The sequence below is a fragment of the Gracilibacillus massiliensis genome (genome assembly GCF_001458115.1).
Classification (GTDB): Bacteria; Bacillota; Bacilli; order Bacillales; family Amphibacillaceae; genus Gracilibacillus; species Gracilibacillus massiliensis.
Genome location: NZ_CZRP01000011.1, coordinates 264626 through 280581 on the forward strand (window position 1 = coordinate 264626; position 15956 = coordinate 280581).

At 36.4% G+C, this 15956-nt stretch carries 19 protein-coding genes and 1 tRNA gene; 14 read left to right on the forward strand and 6 right to left on the reverse strand.

All coding sequences use genetic code 11. From position 1 onward, the window contains the following. Positions 1 to 18: 18 nt before the first annotated feature. The 3 genes from BN3107_RS05040 to zupT all read left to right on the forward strand — a co-directional run bounded on the left by BN3107_RS05040 (position 19) and on the right by zupT (position 3092). Complete coding sequence (locus BN3107_RS05040; RefSeq protein WP_058306537.1) at positions 19 to 501, forward strand: PH domain-containing protein; 483 nt, start codon at positions 19 to 21, stop codon at positions 499 to 501. Beyond that, positions 491 to 1942: a PH domain-containing protein gene (locus BN3107_RS05045; RefSeq protein WP_058306538.1), complete on the forward strand. Its 1452-nt coding sequence runs from the start codon at positions 491 to 493 to the stop codon at positions 1940 to 1942. The genes BN3107_RS05040 and BN3107_RS05045 overlap by 11 nt, the downstream gene beginning before the upstream one ends. 343 nt (positions 1943 to 2285) lie before the next feature. Further along, positions 2286 to 3092: a zinc transporter ZupT gene (gene zupT / locus BN3107_RS05050; protein ID WP_058307015.1), complete on the forward strand. Its 807-nt coding sequence runs from the start codon at positions 2286 to 2288 to the stop codon at positions 3090 to 3092. Positions 3093 to 3119: 27 nt separating this feature from the next. On the opposite strand, the gene BN3107_RS19765 is transcribed toward zupT, so the two are convergent. Continuing rightward, positions 3120 to 3254, reverse strand: coding sequence for a lmo0937 family membrane protein (locus tag BN3107_RS19765; protein ID WP_139251827.1), 135 nt, complete (start codon positions 3252 to 3254; stop codon positions 3120 to 3122). 335 nt (positions 3255 to 3589) lie between these two features. Here BN3107_RS19765 and BN3107_RS05055 point away from each other — a divergent pair. From BN3107_RS05055 to BN3107_RS05075, 5 genes are all read left to right on the forward strand, one after another. Continuing rightward, a tRNA-Gly gene (locus tag BN3107_RS05055) sits at positions 3590 to 3663 on the forward strand. 89 nt (positions 3664 to 3752) lie between these two features. Next, on the forward strand, positions 3753 to 5453 hold the full coding sequence (locus tag BN3107_RS05060) for an ABC-ATPase domain-containing protein (protein WP_058306539.1): 1701 nt from the start codon (positions 3753 to 3755) through the stop codon (positions 5451 to 5453). Positions 5454 to 5474: 21 nt separating this feature from the next. After that, positions 5475 to 6614 (forward strand): tRNA epoxyqueuosine(34) reductase QueG, encoded by a 1140-nt coding sequence (gene queG / locus BN3107_RS05065; RefSeq protein WP_058306540.1) that lies wholly within the window; start codon positions 5475 to 5477, stop codon positions 6612 to 6614. 9 nt (positions 6615 to 6623) lie between these two features. Beyond that, positions 6624 to 7127 (forward strand): methylated-DNA--[protein]-cysteine S-methyltransferase, encoded by a 504-nt coding sequence (locus BN3107_RS05070; protein WP_058306541.1) that lies wholly within the window; start codon positions 6624 to 6626, stop codon positions 7125 to 7127. A gap of 25 nt (positions 7128 to 7152) precedes the next feature. Beyond that, positions 7153 to 7638, forward strand: a complete 486-nt coding sequence (locus BN3107_RS05075; RefSeq protein ID WP_058306542.1) for an AAA family ATPase — start codon at positions 7153 to 7155, stop codon at positions 7636 to 7638. 166 nt (positions 7639 to 7804) lie between these two features. On the opposite strand, the gene BN3107_RS19770 is transcribed toward BN3107_RS05075, so the two are convergent. Continuing rightward, positions 7805 to 7948, reverse strand: a complete 144-nt coding sequence (locus BN3107_RS19770; protein ID WP_156416109.1) for a hypothetical protein — start codon at positions 7946 to 7948, stop codon at positions 7805 to 7807. A gap of 194 nt (positions 7949 to 8142) precedes the next feature. Beyond that, a complete protein-coding gene (locus tag BN3107_RS05080; RefSeq protein ID WP_058306543.1) occupies positions 8143 to 8442 on the reverse strand; it encodes a hypothetical protein in 300 nt (99 codons plus the stop codon). 220 nt (positions 8443 to 8662) lie between these two features. On the opposite strand from BN3107_RS05080, the gene BN3107_RS05085 reads away from it, so the two are divergent. The 4 genes from BN3107_RS05085 (at position 8663) to BN3107_RS05100 (ending at position 11351) form a co-directional block, all read left to right on the forward strand. Then, on the forward strand, positions 8663 to 9502 hold the full coding sequence (locus tag BN3107_RS05085) for an amidase domain-containing protein (protein WP_058306544.1): 840 nt from the start codon (positions 8663 to 8665) through the stop codon (positions 9500 to 9502). Between the two features lie 68 nt (positions 9503 to 9570). Continuing rightward, entirely contained in the window at positions 9571 to 10044 is a 474-nt protein-coding gene (trmL, locus tag BN3107_RS05090) for a tRNA (uridine(34)/cytosine(34)/5-carboxymethylaminomethyluridine(34)-2'-O)-methyltransferase TrmL (protein WP_058306545.1), read from the forward strand. A 59-nt stretch (positions 10045 to 10103) separates the two neighbouring features. After that, on the forward strand, positions 10104 to 10745 hold the full coding sequence (locus BN3107_RS05095) for an HD domain-containing protein (protein WP_058306546.1): 642 nt from the start codon (positions 10104 to 10106) through the stop codon (positions 10743 to 10745). Between the two features lie 12 nt (positions 10746 to 10757). Beyond that, on the forward strand, positions 10758 to 11351 hold the full coding sequence (locus tag BN3107_RS05100; RefSeq protein ID WP_058306547.1) for a histidine phosphatase family protein: 594 nt from the start codon (positions 10758 to 10760) through the stop codon (positions 11349 to 11351). Positions 11352 to 11392: 41 nt separating this feature from the next. Here the strand turns inward: BN3107_RS05100 and BN3107_RS05105 are convergent, their stop codons facing one another. The 3 genes from BN3107_RS05105 to BN3107_RS05115 are packed head-to-tail and all read right to left on the reverse strand — an operon-like array spanning position 11393 to position 13320. Further along, complete coding sequence (locus BN3107_RS05105; protein WP_058306548.1) at positions 11393 to 12103, reverse strand: hypothetical protein; 711 nt, start codon at positions 12101 to 12103, stop codon at positions 11393 to 11395. Further along, a complete protein-coding gene (locus BN3107_RS05110; protein ID WP_058306549.1) occupies positions 12087 to 12956 on the reverse strand; it encodes an ABC transporter ATP-binding protein in 870 nt (289 codons plus the stop codon). Before BN3107_RS05110 ends, BN3107_RS05105 begins: the two co-directional genes overlap by 17 nt. Then, positions 12946 to 13320, reverse strand: a complete 375-nt coding sequence (locus tag BN3107_RS05115; RefSeq protein ID WP_077065051.1) for a GntR family transcriptional regulator — start codon at positions 13318 to 13320, stop codon at positions 12946 to 12948. Before BN3107_RS05115 ends, BN3107_RS05110 begins: the two co-directional genes overlap by 11 nt. A gap of 172 nt (positions 13321 to 13492) precedes the next feature. On the opposite strand from BN3107_RS05115, the gene BN3107_RS05120 reads away from it, so the two are divergent. Both BN3107_RS05120 and BN3107_RS05125 read left to right on the forward strand, forming a co-directional pair. Beyond that, positions 13493 to 13861 carry an ArsR/SmtB family transcription factor gene (locus BN3107_RS05120; protein WP_187370999.1) on the forward strand — a complete coding sequence of 123 codons (369 nt, stop codon included), beginning with the start codon at positions 13493 to 13495 and terminating at the stop codon, positions 13859 to 13861. Next, positions 13833 to 15923, forward strand: a complete 2091-nt coding sequence (locus BN3107_RS05125; RefSeq protein ID WP_058306550.1) for a heavy metal translocating P-type ATPase — start codon at positions 13833 to 13835, stop codon at positions 15921 to 15923. Before BN3107_RS05120 ends, BN3107_RS05125 begins: the two co-directional genes overlap by 29 nt. Positions 15924 to 15956 lie beyond the last annotated feature (33 nt).

Here is a 15956-nt window from a genome sequence, read left to right on the forward strand (position 1 = left end):
ATAGAAAGGGTGAAACTAATGAGAGAACAACCAAATGAAAGAATCGCTACAGATGCGGTGAAAGCTTGGCAATTAACAGCACACCTTATTGCAATTATTCCGTTGTTATTAACAATTGCCGCTTTTGTAGTCAATTATTATTTTGAACCTTTTCCATACTGGATTGGAATTATCCTTGCAGCTATTACTATAGTAGAATGGGGAATTACTGCGTTTTTGATTCCAAAGTTGCGATGGAGAAGATGGCGCTATCAGATTTATGACCAAGAAGTATACATACAACACGGTATCTTAATTGTTACAAGAACCGTTGTTCCAATGATACGTGTTCAACATGTTGATACCCAACAAGGGCCTATCTTGAAAAAATACGGTTTATCTACATTGGAGATATCGACAGCGGCCACAACGCATGAAATACCTGCATTATTAGAAGAAGAAGCGGCCGATTTACGTGACCAAATATCAGAGTTAGCGAGGGTGGAACAAGATGATGTCTGAACCAAAACGACTACACCCAGCAGCGATGATATTTAATATAGTCCAAGCTATAAGACAATCTATCTTTGGCGCCTTACCTTTAGTAATTTTAGCAGTAGGAAATGATGCATGGTTTTATGTAATAATTGGTGCATCTGTATTAGCAGCGCTTATCATCATCTTCAGTGTCTTATCTTGGTATCGGTATACGTATCTATTGGAAGAGGATCAAATTCGAATCCACCAAGGTATCCTTATACGCAAAAAAAGGACAATTTCAAAACACCGAATCCAATCCATCGATTTATCACAAAATATTATTCATCGGATTATGGGTTTAACGAAAGTACAGATTGAGACAGCTGGAAGTGATCACCGTATTGATGCAGCTCTTTCAGCGGTTAAGATGGCCGAGGGAAAAAAGCTTCACGACCAACTTAAATATAAGAAACAAGTAATGGAAGAAGATGAAGAAGAAGGAGAGCCTACAGAAGATGTTGTTCCAGTAGCAGAAGCTCAGAGAAAAATCACACCAAAAGCACTATTGGTAGCAGGATCTACCTCCGGAAGTTTTGGGATCATTTTAGGTTTATTTGGTCTTGTTTTTTCTCAATTTGAAAGTGTAATCCCTGATCGATTTTATAATCAGGTTACAGAATGGCTGTTTTCACAAGCTGCTCAGATATTAATCGTATTTGCAATTATCGTATTATTATTGTTATGGGTCTTGGGTGTTTTGGCGACGATTATTCAATATTGGAATTTTACGATAACTAGATATGAAAAGGAATTATTTATTACGAGGGGATTGTTAGAAAAGAAACAGTCGACAATTCCGCTTAAGAGAATTCAAGCGGTCGGTATTAAAGAAACACTTATCAGACAGCCGTTAGGATTAGCGACGATGTATGTTGAGATTGCTAGTGGGGAAATAAGTCAAAATCAAGAAATGCATACGTTAATCTTTCCGTTATTAAGAAAGAGTCAAGTACAATCCTTTTTACAGGAATTATTACCCGAATATCAATACGAAATAGAAGGTATGACAAAACTACCTAAAAAAGCTTTGCCGTATTATTTATTTAGGTCGGCAGTATTACCTTTGATTGCCACTATTGTGATTGCCATCATGTTTTTTGAATTTTCCTGGATACCACTTATTGTAACGCTTTTAGCATGGGGGTATGGTTATTTTCAATATAAGACGACTGGTTTTCTTCTGAATGGAAAGCAATTGTTGGTGCAAAGTCGAACCCTTAGTAAAGACACGGCATTGGTGCAACATAAACGATTGCAATCATTTAAAAAGAAACAGCATATTCTACACCGCAAGCAGAATTTAGCAACCATAGATACGGCTATATTAAACAAATTTATGGGTCGTCATTTTGTTGTTAAAGAATTACCTGTAGAAGAAGTTGATAAAATAGCAGATTGGTATTCTTATCGCACAGATACTTAAAAGTCCCTTAAAACAGGGGCTTTTTTTTTTGGTTGTGTTAAATGAAAAATTCTTTGGACCGTTTAGTTATGGAAAGTTGTCCTCGGTAGTTCAACCGTTAGTTTCGATTAAAATCCCGACGAGAGATACTATCATCATAAAAGTTCATTTCAAATATAAAATAAAGTTACTGCGCATTTTCTCGCATTAGCGAAAATCTCCGATGGACGATTTTTTAAAAGTATTGACGATTTTTTGCGTTAGGTGTAATATGTTTCCTAAGAGAAACTTTTTCGGGTTTCTGTCATATATATATAAAGGTATCTTTAACTTTAAATAGATTACGAGAGGTGTACAGCTAATGATGGAATTAGAAGGTGTAGCTTTAGCGTTCAGTTTAACTTTATTGGCAGGTCTGGCTACAGGTGTTGGTAGTGTATTAGCATTTTTTACATCGAGTACAAATACGAAGTTCTTATCATGGGCATTGGGATTTTCTGCAGGTGTAATGATTTACGTGTCAATGGTAGAAATATTTGTGAAAGCAAAGGATTCTTTGGTTGGAGAGTTAGGAGAAACGCAAGGTAATTGGCTCACTGTGATTGGATTTTTTGCGGGAATGATTCTAATTGCATTGATTGATAAATTTATCCCTAAACAAGGTAATCCACATGAATTAAAAAAAGTGGAGGACATGAATAAAAATCCAAATGGAGATGGCGCATTATTGAAAATGGGAACATTTACGGCGTTAGCGATCGCTATTCATAATTTCCCGGAAGGTATTGCAACATTCACAGCAGCGTTACAAGATCCTTCATTAGGTATTGCAATAGCAGTTGCCATAGCTATCCATAATATCCCGGAAGGTATCGCCGTATCAGTACCTATCTATTTCGCAACAGGGGATAAGAAAAAAGCATTTAAATTATCTTTCTTATCAGGTTTATCAGAACCAATCGGAGCATTAGCTGCCTTTCTATTTCTCATGCCCTTTCTCTCCGAGGTTATGTTTGGGATGATATTTGCTGGTGTTGCAGGTATTATGGTATTTATTTCTTTAGATGAATTATTACCAGCTGCCAAGAAATATGATGAAGCCCATACGTCAATTTATGGACTAATCGCTGGAATGGCTGTAATGGCTTTGAGTTTGTTATTATTCATATGAAAAACGGGGGTAATCCCCGTTTTTGTTTTAACTACGTATCATTTTAACTATGAATACGATAAGTGCAATAACTAGTAAAATGTGTACTAATCCACCTGCGATTTCAAATAAAAAGCCAAGTAACCAAGCTAATAACAAAATACCGATAATTGTCCAAATCATGTTGAAACACTCCTTTTTTAATTTTGTTATGTATAAGATACCCATTTGTTTTCTTATTAAACTTTTTTAAAATATTTGTTGCATTAATTTTGGTAGATTGTTATAATAAAACACGTGGTTTCGTAAAGGGAATGTAAATTATATATGAAACCCATGTAACAAATTCATTATTTAGATGCGGGTGTAGTTTAGTGGTAAAACCTCAGCCACGAGCGATACATCCACCGAGTAAACCTCGAGTTGTTCCGAAGCATGATGCTTCTTTGAAATAACTATTAGATGCAGGAACATGTATTGCGTTGAGGAATGCGAGATGTTAAATCTCATATTATAATGCGGGTGTAGTTTAGTGGTAAAACCTCAGCCTTCCAAGCTGATGTCGAGGGTTCGATTCCCTTCACCCGCTCCATACATAGGTGTGAACGTAGTGTTTCGTTTTTAAAATGAAGCATTACGTTTTTTTATTGATAAGGAATCTAAAAAAGGAGTTTTGATATAGTGAAGAAGTTACAACAACTCTTAAAAAACATAGATGGAAAAGGATATAAAGCCTATAAATCGATCCAAGGAAGCTATGCCTTCGAGCAATATCAACTATCTATTGACTACGTTCAAGGCGACCCTTTTGCATCACCTTCTAAAATAAGAGTAATCATTCCCAATTCAAATCGTCCGATTAAAGAAGAATGGAAACAATCAAAAGAACGAAATATATATACAGCAGACCACCTCGCACGTACGGTTGCAAATGCTATAGAAAAAGAATCATCTTTTGCAAAAGGTTCTGGAAAAAGTGGGTTGCTTCACATCGATAAACCAGGACAGGAAATACTAGAACGAACAGCAGTTCAATTAAATAATAAAGCGACCGTTATCTGTTTATCAATAGGATTACCTGCAAATGGTAGAAGAATAAATGGGAAAGAAGCGGAGAAATTATTCTTTGCCATGATCCCATCTATCCTGAAAAATTCGATTTTTTCAGTGTCAGATGAAGAATTAGAAAAAAGTGTACAACTTGCAGATCAACATATCGCAATTAGAGAAGAAATGAAAAAACAAGATTGGATTGCTTTTGTAGCGGATGGAGCGATCTTACCCCGAAAAAGTGGTGTAAGCAACCGCCCATTACAAAATGCAGTACCATTTGAAAGCCCGAAAGAAAATGGTGTAACCATTGATATTCCTCATCGAAATCAACCACTAACAGGAATGGCCATTACAAAAGGGATCAGCTTAATTGTCGGTGGTGGTTATCATGGGAAAAGTACATTATTACAAGCATTAGAAAGAGGCGTTTATCACCATATACAAGGTGATGGACGAGAATATGTGTTAACAGATCCTAATGCTGTTAAAATTAGAGCAGAGGATGGAAGACAGGTAACCTCTGTAAATATTTCAGCTTTTATTAATGACTTACCTCATGGACAGGATACCAAAAAGTTTTCAACAGAGAATGCAAGTGGAAGTACATCACAAGCAACAAATGTAGTAGAAGCAATCGAGGCTTCCGCTTGCACATTGTTAATAGATGAAGATACTAGTGCGACAAACTTTATGATCCGTGATGCGAGAATGCAAGCACTTGTCGCTCCAGAAAAAGAGCCGATAACACCTTTCATCGATAAAATAAAGCAATTACGAGATCAATTAAATGTTTCCACTATTTTAGTCATGGGAGGTTCGGGTGATTACTTTGATGTCGCAAACGAAGTGATTATGATGGATCAATATAAACCATATAATGTTACGGAAAAAGCACAACAAATTGTAAAAGATCAACCAGAGACCCGCAGCGATTATCATGGTGAATTAACAACCACAATGAATCAGCGCACCTTCTTAGCAAATAGTTTACAATTACAAAAAGGTAAAAAGAAAAAAGTCCAAGCAAAAGGTCTTGATTTAATTCTAATGGGGAATCATTCGATCCAATTACAAGATGTTGAACAATTAGTAGATAGTTCGCAGACAAGAGCGATTGCTGAGCTTCTTCGTTATTTGGACGATAAAGGTGTATTAAAACAAGCGAAACCACTAACCGAATTATTAGATGATATCGAAGCGGTTATCGATCAGGAGGGCTTGCAAGCTTTTGCGCCATTTCCGAAGCAACATCCAGGAGACCTTGCTCGTCCAAGACGTTTTGAGATCGCAGCATGCTTAAATCGGATACGAACAGCTAAAATAAAGTAAAAATAAAAGGAGGTGAGTGTAATGGCATATACACAATTAAAAGAAGAACTTATCCAATTCAGCAAAGAAATTGGAATTGATAAGATCGGTTTTGCCAGTGTCGATTCATTTTCAAACTTAAAATCGAGATTGGAAGAACAACAAGCTTTAGGTTATGCATCAGGATTTGAAAAAGGTAGTAATGAAGAACGTACCGAACCCAAGCTTTTGTTGCCACAAGCAGAATCGATCATAGCCATTGCACTTGCTTATCCAACAAAAATAAAAGATGACCCAAAAAGTGTTAAAGGTGATCGACGTGGCATGTTTTGTCGTGCTTCATGGGGGACTGACTATCACCTTGTCTTACAGGAAAAGCTTGATCAACTTGCTGACTTTTTGCAAGAAAAAGTAGGCGATTTTCAATATAGCTCGATGGTCGATACAGGTGAATTATCAGATCGTGCAGTGGCAGAACGGGCAGGGATTGGTTTCAGTGGGAAAAATACGCTGATCATTTCACCAGAATATGGTTCCTATATCTACTTAGGTGAAATGATTACCAATATCCCGTTTACAGCGGATCAACCAATAGAAGAGGGATGTGGGACTTGTACAAAGTGCCTGGACGCCTGTCCAACAGGTGCACTAGTGGAACCGGGAAGATTGAACGCCCAACAATGCCTAGCTTTTCTAACTCAAACAAAAGGATTTCTACCTGATGAACATAGAGATAAACTTGGCAATTTTATCTATGGATATGAAACATGCCAGGTCGTCTGTCCTTATAATAAAGGTGTTGATTTTCATCATCATGAACAGTTTGAGCCAGATCCTGATTTAGTTAAACCCAGATTGGTAGACCTTTTAACGATTTCCAACAGAGAGTTCAAAACGAAATTCGGGAAAATGGCAGGTTCATGGCGTGGTAAAAAACCTCTGCAACGAAATGCGATAATAGCGCTTGGTCACTACAAGGAAGTAGCTGCTCTAGATGTGCTAATAGAGCTCATGCAACAAGATCCCAGACCGGTAATTCGCGGAACAGCAGCATGGGCGATCGGTAAAATCGGTGAAAAACGTGGGTTTCAAGCTATAAAAGATGCAAAAATCCGGGAAACAAATGAAGACGTGTTGAATGAAATGACCAAAGGGTTGGAAATGGAAAGTCAGATTGATTAGGAGGTTACCATGTATTATATCGAATATGAGTCCCCGATAGGCTTGCTGACGCTAGTTAATCAAGATAACTATCTCATTCGTACGGAATTTGGGAGTTTTCAAGACAAACATAAAAAAATTACGGAATGGTTAAGTAAAAATAAGCTTCCGATCGAATTAAAGAAGGATAACGAACCGTTTCACGATATCATTGAAGAGCTTGATGATTATTTTCAACAAAAACGAAAAACGTTTACGATTCCCTATAAATTTTATGGTACACCTTTTCAACAAAAAGTATGGGAAGCGCTGGCTTCTCAAGTACCATATGGCACTACTTGTTCATACCAAGATATTGCTCAAATTGTTGGTTCACCTAAAGCAGTCAGAGCTGTAGGAGGAGCTAATAACCAGAATCCAATTTCGATCATTGTACCATGTCACCGAGTAATTGGTAAGAATGGAAAGTTAGTTGGTTATGGCGGTGGTCTTGATAAGAAAGAATTTTTATTGGAATTAGAAAGGGAAAAATAAAACGATTGGAATGGAGGGGCAGTCAATGGGTATTAGAAATTATCTAATTGAAGGCGTTTCCGGCACTGGAAAAACTGCGGTCTGTGAAGAATTACAGAAACGCGGTTACCAAGCTATTCATGGTGACCGTGAATTGGCATATCAAGGTGATCCGGAGACTGGTATACCTATGGATAGCGCCACACACGAGAACCACATTTGGCATGTAGATAAAGTAAAGAATTTGGTTGCCAACCAGGATGATGCTGTCACATTTTTTTGCGGCGGATCTAGAAACTTTTTGAAATTTATTGATCTGTTTGACGCTATCTTTGTCCTCGAAGTCGATATTGACACATTGAACCGGCGGCTTAAAGAGCGACCTGAAAATGAGTTTGGTAGCAAAAAGGTGGAACGAGAACTTATTACGCGATTGCAACAAACGAAAGAAGACATTCCGAAAAGAGGCATTGTAGTTGACGCCACTGCACCGATCGAGCACGTTGTTGACGAAATTGTCCATAACATCTAAATAAAAAATTTTTTTGAAATAATGCACACATTCATTTTTGGAATGTAATTAAAAAATCCGAATGATTGCACATTCAAATGGGACTGCAATCATTCGGATTCCATTTTAATTCATTTAATTTGAAATTCTCTTAGGTAGCAAAACTTGGTATGTAGTCCAAGTTTTTCTATTCTTCTGATTCTTCGTTTGTCTCTTCTGTTGTCGTGTCTTCTGTTTGATCTTCTTCGCCTTCATCTTCTGCACAAGCTGTAAGAAGACTGATGGAAAGAACAGCTACTGCAAAAATAGAAAACCATTTCTTTTTGATCATTGTTATCCCTCCTTTTTTTCTGTACTACCCATATATACGATAAATAGAGAAGAAAAGATACGTCTATATACAATTTTTAACAAACTTTACAATATATTAATGATCGATTAATACGAAAAAAATCCAAACGATTTGAATCGTCTGGATTTTTCTAAAAGAGACTGCTTTGGTCCTAGTCTCTTTATAAACTATTTTTACTCTTCCATTTCAACGTCGCCTTCCATTTCCATGTCCATATCTTCTTCACTGTCTTCTTCCATATCCGAATCTTCTTCTTCCGTAGGAGCCTCTTCGTCAGCTGGAGCTTCCTCTTCCGTTGGTGCTTCTTCCTCAGCTGGTGCTTCTTCTTCCATCGGAGCTTCTTCTTCAGCAGGTGCTGGTTCTTCTGTTGGTGTTTCCTCTACTGGTTCTGGTGACTCCTCTTCACCACAAGCTGCCAATAATCCCACTGTTAATGCAGATATACCTATCATTGATAAGAATTTTTTCATCATGTTAATTCCTCCTTGTTGTTTGTTCACTCTACTGATACCCCGGATAAAACCTAATAATCATAAAAATAGCTATTTTAATATAAAGGTAATGTTTTGTAAAAAAAGTAACCGATTTGACATATTTAACTATCGCCAATCATTTTAGTCGATGCAACAGTTATCACAATTCGTGTGATTTTCAATAACTTAACGAATATACATGAAGAAAGGAGGGGATAAGGTGTCAACATGGAAATTAGTTGAATTATATTGGAAGGCTAAATCAAATGATGCAGATGACATTTTTCAAACAAAAAGAAACCTGCATCATAAATATGATAAAACAATTAAACGGATTCATGTAACTGGGAAAAAGAAAAAAACTCTACAGACGAATAATGGCGTAGAGATTTATTACAGTCTGATCCGCACTTATTTTATTGAAGATCTGCACAGTTTTTATCATGAAGAAGAATCTGAAAATAGAAAAGCCATCATTATTAACGGAGAGATAAATGAAGATATATTAATGGAAAGAGAGCAGTTAGAAACACCCGATTTCGACCAAATGACTATAGGCGAATATTCAAATCGATTTGTGTATGATCGCAGAGCTGCAGTTCAATATGCCGAAAGATGGTGGAATGATGCAAACCCTGCTTATAAATATTTTGATGATAATGATTGTACCAATTATATTTCACAATGTTTAAGAGCCGGTGGCGCGCCGATGCACGGTGCACCAAATCGAGCGAAGGGATGGTGGTACAATAATTCGAACTGGAGTTACAGTTGGTCTGTTGCTAATGCTTTTCGTTGGTATTTAAGTGGATCTAATTCTGGATTAAAAGGAGAGGAATTAAGTGAACCAACTCAACTTCTCCCTGGTGATGTGATTTGTTATGATTTTGAAGGTGATGACAAATGGGACCATACAACGATTGTGGTAACCAAAGATGATGCCAATATGCCATTGGTTAACGCACATACTAATAATAGTAGACATCGATATTGGACATATGAGGATTCAGCAGCATGGACTCCCAATTGCAAGTATCGATTTTTTAGAATTGGCGATTAAGCAGGTGCAAAAATATTGTAATATGGTATAATGTTTAGGTTAGTAAGCAATAGTTGAGGTGAACGAAATTGGCAGTACATGTCGTATTATATCAACCAGAAATTCCGGCGAATACAGGAAATATTGCAAGAACTTGTCTTGCTACAAATGTGCATTTACATTTAATTCGTCCGCTTGGCTTTTCAACCGATGATAAAATGTTGAGGAGAGCGGGCTTAGATTATTGGCATGATGTTTCGATCGAATATTATGATTCTTTAGATGAAATGTATCAAAAGTTTCCTCAAGGTGAGTTTTATTATATTGAGAATTTTGGTACTAAATACTATTCTGATTTTGATTTTAGTGATAGTGATAAAGATTTATTTTTCGTATTTGGTCGTGAAACAAATGGTATACCGAAGGATTTATTAACAGGAAAAGAAGATCGTTGTCTTCGTCTGCAAATGACCGATAAGGTTCGATCATTGAACTTGTCTAATACAGCAGCAATTGTTGTCTACGATGTCATGAAGCAACAAGGCTTTCCAGGCCTAGACTAACCACAGCATAACCGTTGTGGTTTTTTAATTAAATAAAAATTTGTTGAAGTGGTGATCGAATGGAGCAAGAGAATATAATATTACATACCGAAGAGATGGTGCGTGAGCAATTACTAAACGAAAAGTCAGGTCATGATTGGTACCATATCGAAAGGGTGACCAAGACTGCCAGGAAACTAGCAAAAGAAGAAAACGCAAATCTATTTATTGTAACCATTGCTGCATTGTTACACGATTTAGCTGATGATAAAGTAGTAGAAAGTGAAGAACAAGGATTAGCAACGATTCAAAACTGGCTGGAATCTCAAAAAGTAATGGAAGAAGATATACAACATATCATATCGATTATTAAACACATGTCATTTAAAGGTGGTAATGGTATACCTTTAAGAACAATTGAGGGAAAAGTTGTTCAGGATGCAGATCGCCTAGATGCAATCGGTGCTGTTGGTATTGCCAGATGTTTTCTTTTTTCTGGTCAAAAAGGTCAACCTATCTATGATCCGGATATTGAAGTAAGGGAAGAGATGAGCAAAGAGCAGTATCGAAATGAAAAATCGAGTGCTATCCATCATTTTTATGAAAAACTATTAAAATTAAAAGATTTGATGAATACAGACACCGGACGTAAATTAGCAAAGGAACGTCATCAATTTATGCTTCAATATCTAGAACAGTTTTTTGAGGAAATTCACGAATAAGGAGGGCTCAATATGACAACGGTTTGTTTAGTTAGACATGGTGAAACAGATTGGAACGCAGAAGGTAGAATCCAAGGTCAAACAGATATCCCGCTCAATGAAAATGGAAAGTTACAAGCGGACGAATGTGGTCAATTTTTACAAGATACAGATTGGGATCTTCTGATTAGTAGTCCACTCCAAAGAGCGAAACAGACGGCTACCATTATTGATCAGTACTTGAATCTTTCGATGATCGAAATGGACGAATTCCGTGAACGAGGCTTTGGAGATGCTGAAGGAATGACTGTAGAAGAGCGGTTACGTTACTTCCCCGATGGAAGCTATCCTAATCAGGAAGGCAAAGAAGAACTTTCTACAAGATTAGTAGCTGGCTTAAATAGAATTCACCAACAGTATACGGGCAAAAAGGTATTACTCGTTGCTCATGGTGCTGTGATCAATATGATTTTATCTCTTTACTCTGAAGGGGAGATTGGATCAGGTAAAACAACATTAGTAAATGGTTGTATTACGCATATTGAATGGTTGGAAGAGTCTTGGAAAATTAATCGTTATAATCAAACAGATCACCTTTCTAATATAAATCAAAAAGGCAATGTATAGTACAGTAGATGGAGAATTCTCCACCTACTGTTATTTGTAAATTATTTATATGTTACCTGATCGACCACACTTAATCTCTTCGTCAGTAGTAGCAATATTAAAGCAAGAACTAGGTACGGTATCAAAAAGTAAAATGCTTGATATTTTTCACTGCCAATAAGTAAGTATCCTAGAGCGTCAAAAATTATCTCAGCTACATCCCTGAAGACGAATGACAAAGGGAATACTAATAACGTTAAGAAACCTATTTTTAAGCCAAAGCGGTAGAAAATACTAGCTAATAACAGACTAAATAGAAATAGTAATATATAGATTAACACTTCGTATAATATGAACTCCCATTGTGATACGTTCTCGATCATGTTGAGATCAATTCCAGTGAAGGTAAAATTGGAAATGTTGAAAATTTCAATAAGTAAGTCGATCAATTGGATAAACAGTTGACTAATTGTGGTCATGAGTATACTGAAAAGTACGATATAAATCATTAATGATACATAGTAACTCATCCGGGTAATCCCAAATTTAATCACATTAGAAAAGGTTTCCCTAAAGAAATAAATGCCAAAAATAATAAAGAAAATCATACTTGGGAAAGTATTAACTCCTATCATTTCAATTCCACCATCAAATGAAATCGTAATTATCAACATAAATAGGATAAAACTAGCATAAATCAACCAAAAAATTAACAGTGTCATCCATGACGTTTTCCAAAAGAAATATAAATTTAATTTAATTTGCTCGAGCATGTCGATTCACCTCTTCTTTTGTTAAATAGACAAATAATTCTTGTAAACTTGCCCGACTAACCTTCAAACCTTCTGCATCTGTAATTGATTCATCATATAAGACGACGGTTTTTTGTCCAAGCATTGAAGTTTCATGGATTACATTTTTATTGGATGAAAATTGATCTACTTCTTCCTTGTTACCCGATAGCAAGATATGTTTATTGGCTAAGTCGTCCACTGATTCATGTAGTAATAGTTTACCTTCCTGTAAGATTACTACTTCTTCAAATAATTTACTTACTTCATCGATTAAATGTGTAGAAAGTATAATCAAACGAGGATTTCGTTCATAGGATTCCAATAATAAATCATAGAATGTGGAACGAAACGCTGCATCTAAACCAATATAAGGCTCATCAAAAATGGTAATAGGAGAATTACTAGCCAAACCTACAATAATACCTAAAGCTGAATACATCCCTTTAGATAAGGTTTTTACTTTTTTCTTTGGTTTGAGACGAAAAATCTCGCGTAATTCTTCTGCATATTCTTGGTCCCAATATGGGTAAAATTTTGCAGAGACTTTTAAAATGTCTTTTACGGTAAACTTATCATGAAAGTTATTGCTTTCCATGATCAGGCAAATATTTTTTGATAAGGAATAGTTATTAAATGGCGATTCTTGATTTATCAACAGATCTCCATTCGATTGTGAAAAATGTCCTGCCAATAACCGCATTAATGTAGTCTTTCCGGCACCATTTTTACCTAATAACCCAATAATTTTATCTCCTGATAATTGAAAAGATAAATCATCAAGTGCCACTTCTTTTCGATATTTTTTCGTTAGATGGTTTGTTTTAATTTCCACGATTATAAACCTCCTTAATCCATTTTGTTAATTGTTCTTCACTTAACTCAATTCTTGTAGCTTCTTTTAGCATTGGTTGCACATATTGATCATAAAATTGTGCTTTTCTTTTTTTAATGACGATGTCACGCGCTTTTTCTGAAACAAACATACCGACCCCTCGTTTCTTATATATAATTTCCTGATTAACGAGCAAGTTAATTCCTTTTGCAGCAGTTGCTGGGTTTATTTGATAATGTTTGGCAAATTCATTGGTGGAGGGTATTTTATCACTTGCTTGTAATTCTCCTTCCACAATATTCGTTTCTATCATTTCGGCTATTTGTTGGAAGATTGGTTGGTCTTCTTTGAGTCGTTCTGTCAATTTTAGTTCACCACCTAATTGGTTAGTTACTCATGTAATTAACTATATAACGAAGTGTTGAAATTTGCAAGCCCTTTTTAGAATTTTCTTGCTGATAGTGGTTTCATATTTGTCTAAATTCCGATATACTATATTCAAACAATCAAATTATTATTTGAATGAGGTGGATCCATTGACTAAGCACAAGCAAGATGCCTGTGAAACGTATTGTTATGATCAGGCTGTTATAGATCGCGTACAACCCAAAATCGAGGAAATATCAGGAGTAGAGCTATTATTTAAAGCATTATCAGATGCTACCAGACTCAAAATAACGTATGCATTGACCCTTGAAAAGGAACTATGTGTTTGTGACGTGGCGAACATTATTGGATCGTCAACAGCAACAGCTTCTCATCATTTAAGAATGTTGAGGAATATGGGATTAGCCAAGTATCGTAAGGAAGGGAAACTAGTTTTTTATTCATTGAAAGACAGTCATGTTCGTCAATTGGTAACAATAGCAAAAACACATGCTGAAGAAGGTGTTAAAATTGTCTGAAAAACAAGTATATCGATTGCAAGGCCTATCTTGTACCAATTGCGCTGCAACTTTTGAAAAAAACGTCCGCAAGTTAGAAGATATTGATGATGTGGAATTGAATTTTTCAGCAGCTAAATTAACGGTCCATGGACATACAACCATCGAAGAATTGGAACAAGCAGGTGCTTTTGACCATATCAAGGTTTATCCTGAGAAAGAACAGAAGCCTCAAATTCCCTTTTATCAAAAAGGAGAAAACCAATTAACAGCATTATCATTAATGTTTGTGTTGCTTGGTTATGTTTTCTTTTTCCAGCTTGGAGAATCGTTTTGGCTGACGATTGTGACGTTCATACTCGCTATTGCTATCGGGGGATATGATTTAATTAAGAGTGGAATGCAGAATTTACTAAGATTACAGTTTGATATGAAAACATTAATGACGATAGCAGTAATTGGTGCTGCCATCATCGGAGAATGGGCAGAAGCGGCGGTAGTTGTTTTCTTATTTGCTTTGAGTGAAGCACTGGAAAGCTATTCAATGGATAAAGCAAGAAATTCAATTCAATCGTTGTTGGAGCTCGCTCCTAATCGTGCAACTATTAAACGTGGAAATGAATGGATGGAAGTAGATGTAGAAGATGTCGTTATTGGCGATACAATGGTCGTTAAACCTGGTGAAAAAGTAGCGATGGATGGCGAAGTAATCGAAGGATTGTCTTCGGTCAATCAAGCAGCGATAACGGGTGAGTCTGTAGCCGTAGAAAAAACAGTAGGAAGTAATGTTTTTGCTGGATCGATCAATGAAGAAGGAGCAATGGTTGTCAGAGTAACGAAATCCAGTGAAGATACAACGATTGCCAAAATTATTCACTTAGTAGAGGAAGCACAAGCAGAAAAGGCACCTTCACAACAATTTGTCGATCGTTTTGCTAAGTATTATACACCTTTTATTATGATATTAGCGGTACTTGTTATGGTCATTCCACCACTTCTATTCAACTTAAGCTGGGAGTCGTGGATTTACAATGGTCTGGCCGTGTTAGTGGTAGGTTGTCCGTGTGCTTTAGTCATTTCCACACCAGTTGCTATTGTTACTGCTATTGGTAATGCTGCCAGGAATGGCGTATTGATTAAAGGTGGCGCCTATTTAGAAGAATTGGCGCAAGTGGATGCGATAGCTTTTGACAAAACGGGAACATTAACTCTAGGAAAGCCTATTGTGACTGATGTTACTGTATTAGAAGGAACAGAAGAAGAATTGTTGACAATTGCTGGGGCTTTAGAGTCCTATTCCGAACATCCGATTGCTAGAGCTATTATCAAGCGAACACAATCGATTACATTACCTGAAGCGGAACAATTTCAATCCTATACTGGCAAAGGAGTAGAAGCATCGATCAATGGAATAAGGTACAAAATTGGTAATCAGAAGTTATTTGCGGGATTTCGTTTACCTGATGTCTCAGGTTTGGAAACGAAAACGATCTTATATGTTGGAACAACCGATGAAATCATCGGATTTATAGCGGTGGCTGATCAACCGAGAAAAAATGTAGTGGATCAAATCAACAGATTATATCAGCAAGGAATCAAACATGCGATTATGTTAACAGGTGATCATCATAGTGTAGCGAATAACATTGCAAAAGAATTAGATTTATCGGAAGTAAAAGCAGACCTTTTTCCAGAAGAGAAATTAACTACTATTAAAGAATTAAAGAATAAATATGGCAACGTGGTGATGGTAGGAGATGGTGTCAATGATGCACCAGCGTTAGCAGAAGCAACTGTTGGAATTGCAATGGGTGGTGCAGGAACGGATGTGGCAATCGAAACAGCAGATGTCGCCTTAATGGGGGATGATCTTGCTAAAATACCAGATACCATTCATTTAAGTAAAAAGACATTACGAATTATTAAAGAAAATATCTTCTTGGCTCTTAGCTTAAAAGTAATAGCGTTATTATTAGTGATTCCTGGTTGGTTAACGCTATGGTTGGCCATTTTTGCAGACATGGGAGCGACTTTAATCGTTGTACTAAATGCATTAAGACTGATGCGGAAGAACAGGATTTAAATTAAAAACTGTTCACAGATCTTATTACTGTGA

Bases quoted from the DNA above. Each gene is read 5' to 3' on its own strand.
- BN3107_RS05040 (WP_058306537.1), top strand. From the start codon at position 19: ATGAGAGAACAACCAAATGAAAGAATCGCTACAGATGCGGTGAAAGCT.
- BN3107_RS05045 (WP_058306538.1), top strand. From the start codon at position 491: ATGATGTCTGAACCAAAACGACTACACCCAGCAGCGATGATATTTAAT.
- zupT (WP_058307015.1), top strand. From the start codon at position 2,286: ATGGAATTAGAAGGTGTAGCTTTAGCGTTCAGTTTAACTTTATTGGCA.
- BN3107_RS19765 (WP_139251827.1), bottom strand. From the start codon at position 3,254: ATGATTTGGACAATTATCGGTATTTTGTTATTAGCTTGGTTACTTGGC.
- queG (WP_058306540.1), top strand. From the start codon at position 5,475: ATGGCATATACACAATTAAAAGAAGAACTTATCCAATTCAGCAAAGAA.
- BN3107_RS05070 (WP_058306541.1), top strand. From the start codon at position 6,624: ATGTATTATATCGAATATGAGTCCCCGATAGGCTTGCTGACGCTAGTT.
- BN3107_RS05075 (WP_058306542.1), top strand. From the start codon at position 7,153: ATGGGTATTAGAAATTATCTAATTGAAGGCGTTTCCGGCACTGGAAAA.
- BN3107_RS19770 (WP_156416109.1), bottom strand. From the start codon at position 7,948: ATGATCAAAAAGAAATGGTTTTCTATTTTTGCAGTAGCTGTTCTTTCC.
- BN3107_RS05080 (WP_058306543.1), bottom strand. From the start codon at position 8,442: ATGATGAAAAAATTCTTATCAATGATAGGTATATCTGCATTAACAGTG.
- BN3107_RS05095 (WP_058306546.1), top strand. From the start codon at position 10,104: ATGGAGCAAGAGAATATAATATTACATACCGAAGAGATGGTGCGTGAG.
- BN3107_RS05100 (WP_058306547.1), top strand. From the start codon at position 10,758: ATGACAACGGTTTGTTTAGTTAGACATGGTGAAACAGATTGGAACGCA.
- BN3107_RS05105 (WP_058306548.1), bottom strand. From the start codon at position 12,103: ATGCTCGAGCAAATTAAATTAAATTTATATTTCTTTTGGAAAACGTCA.
- BN3107_RS05125 (WP_058306550.1), top strand. From the start codon at position 13,833: ATGCTGAAGAAGGTGTTAAAATTGTCTGAAAAACAAGTATATCGATTG.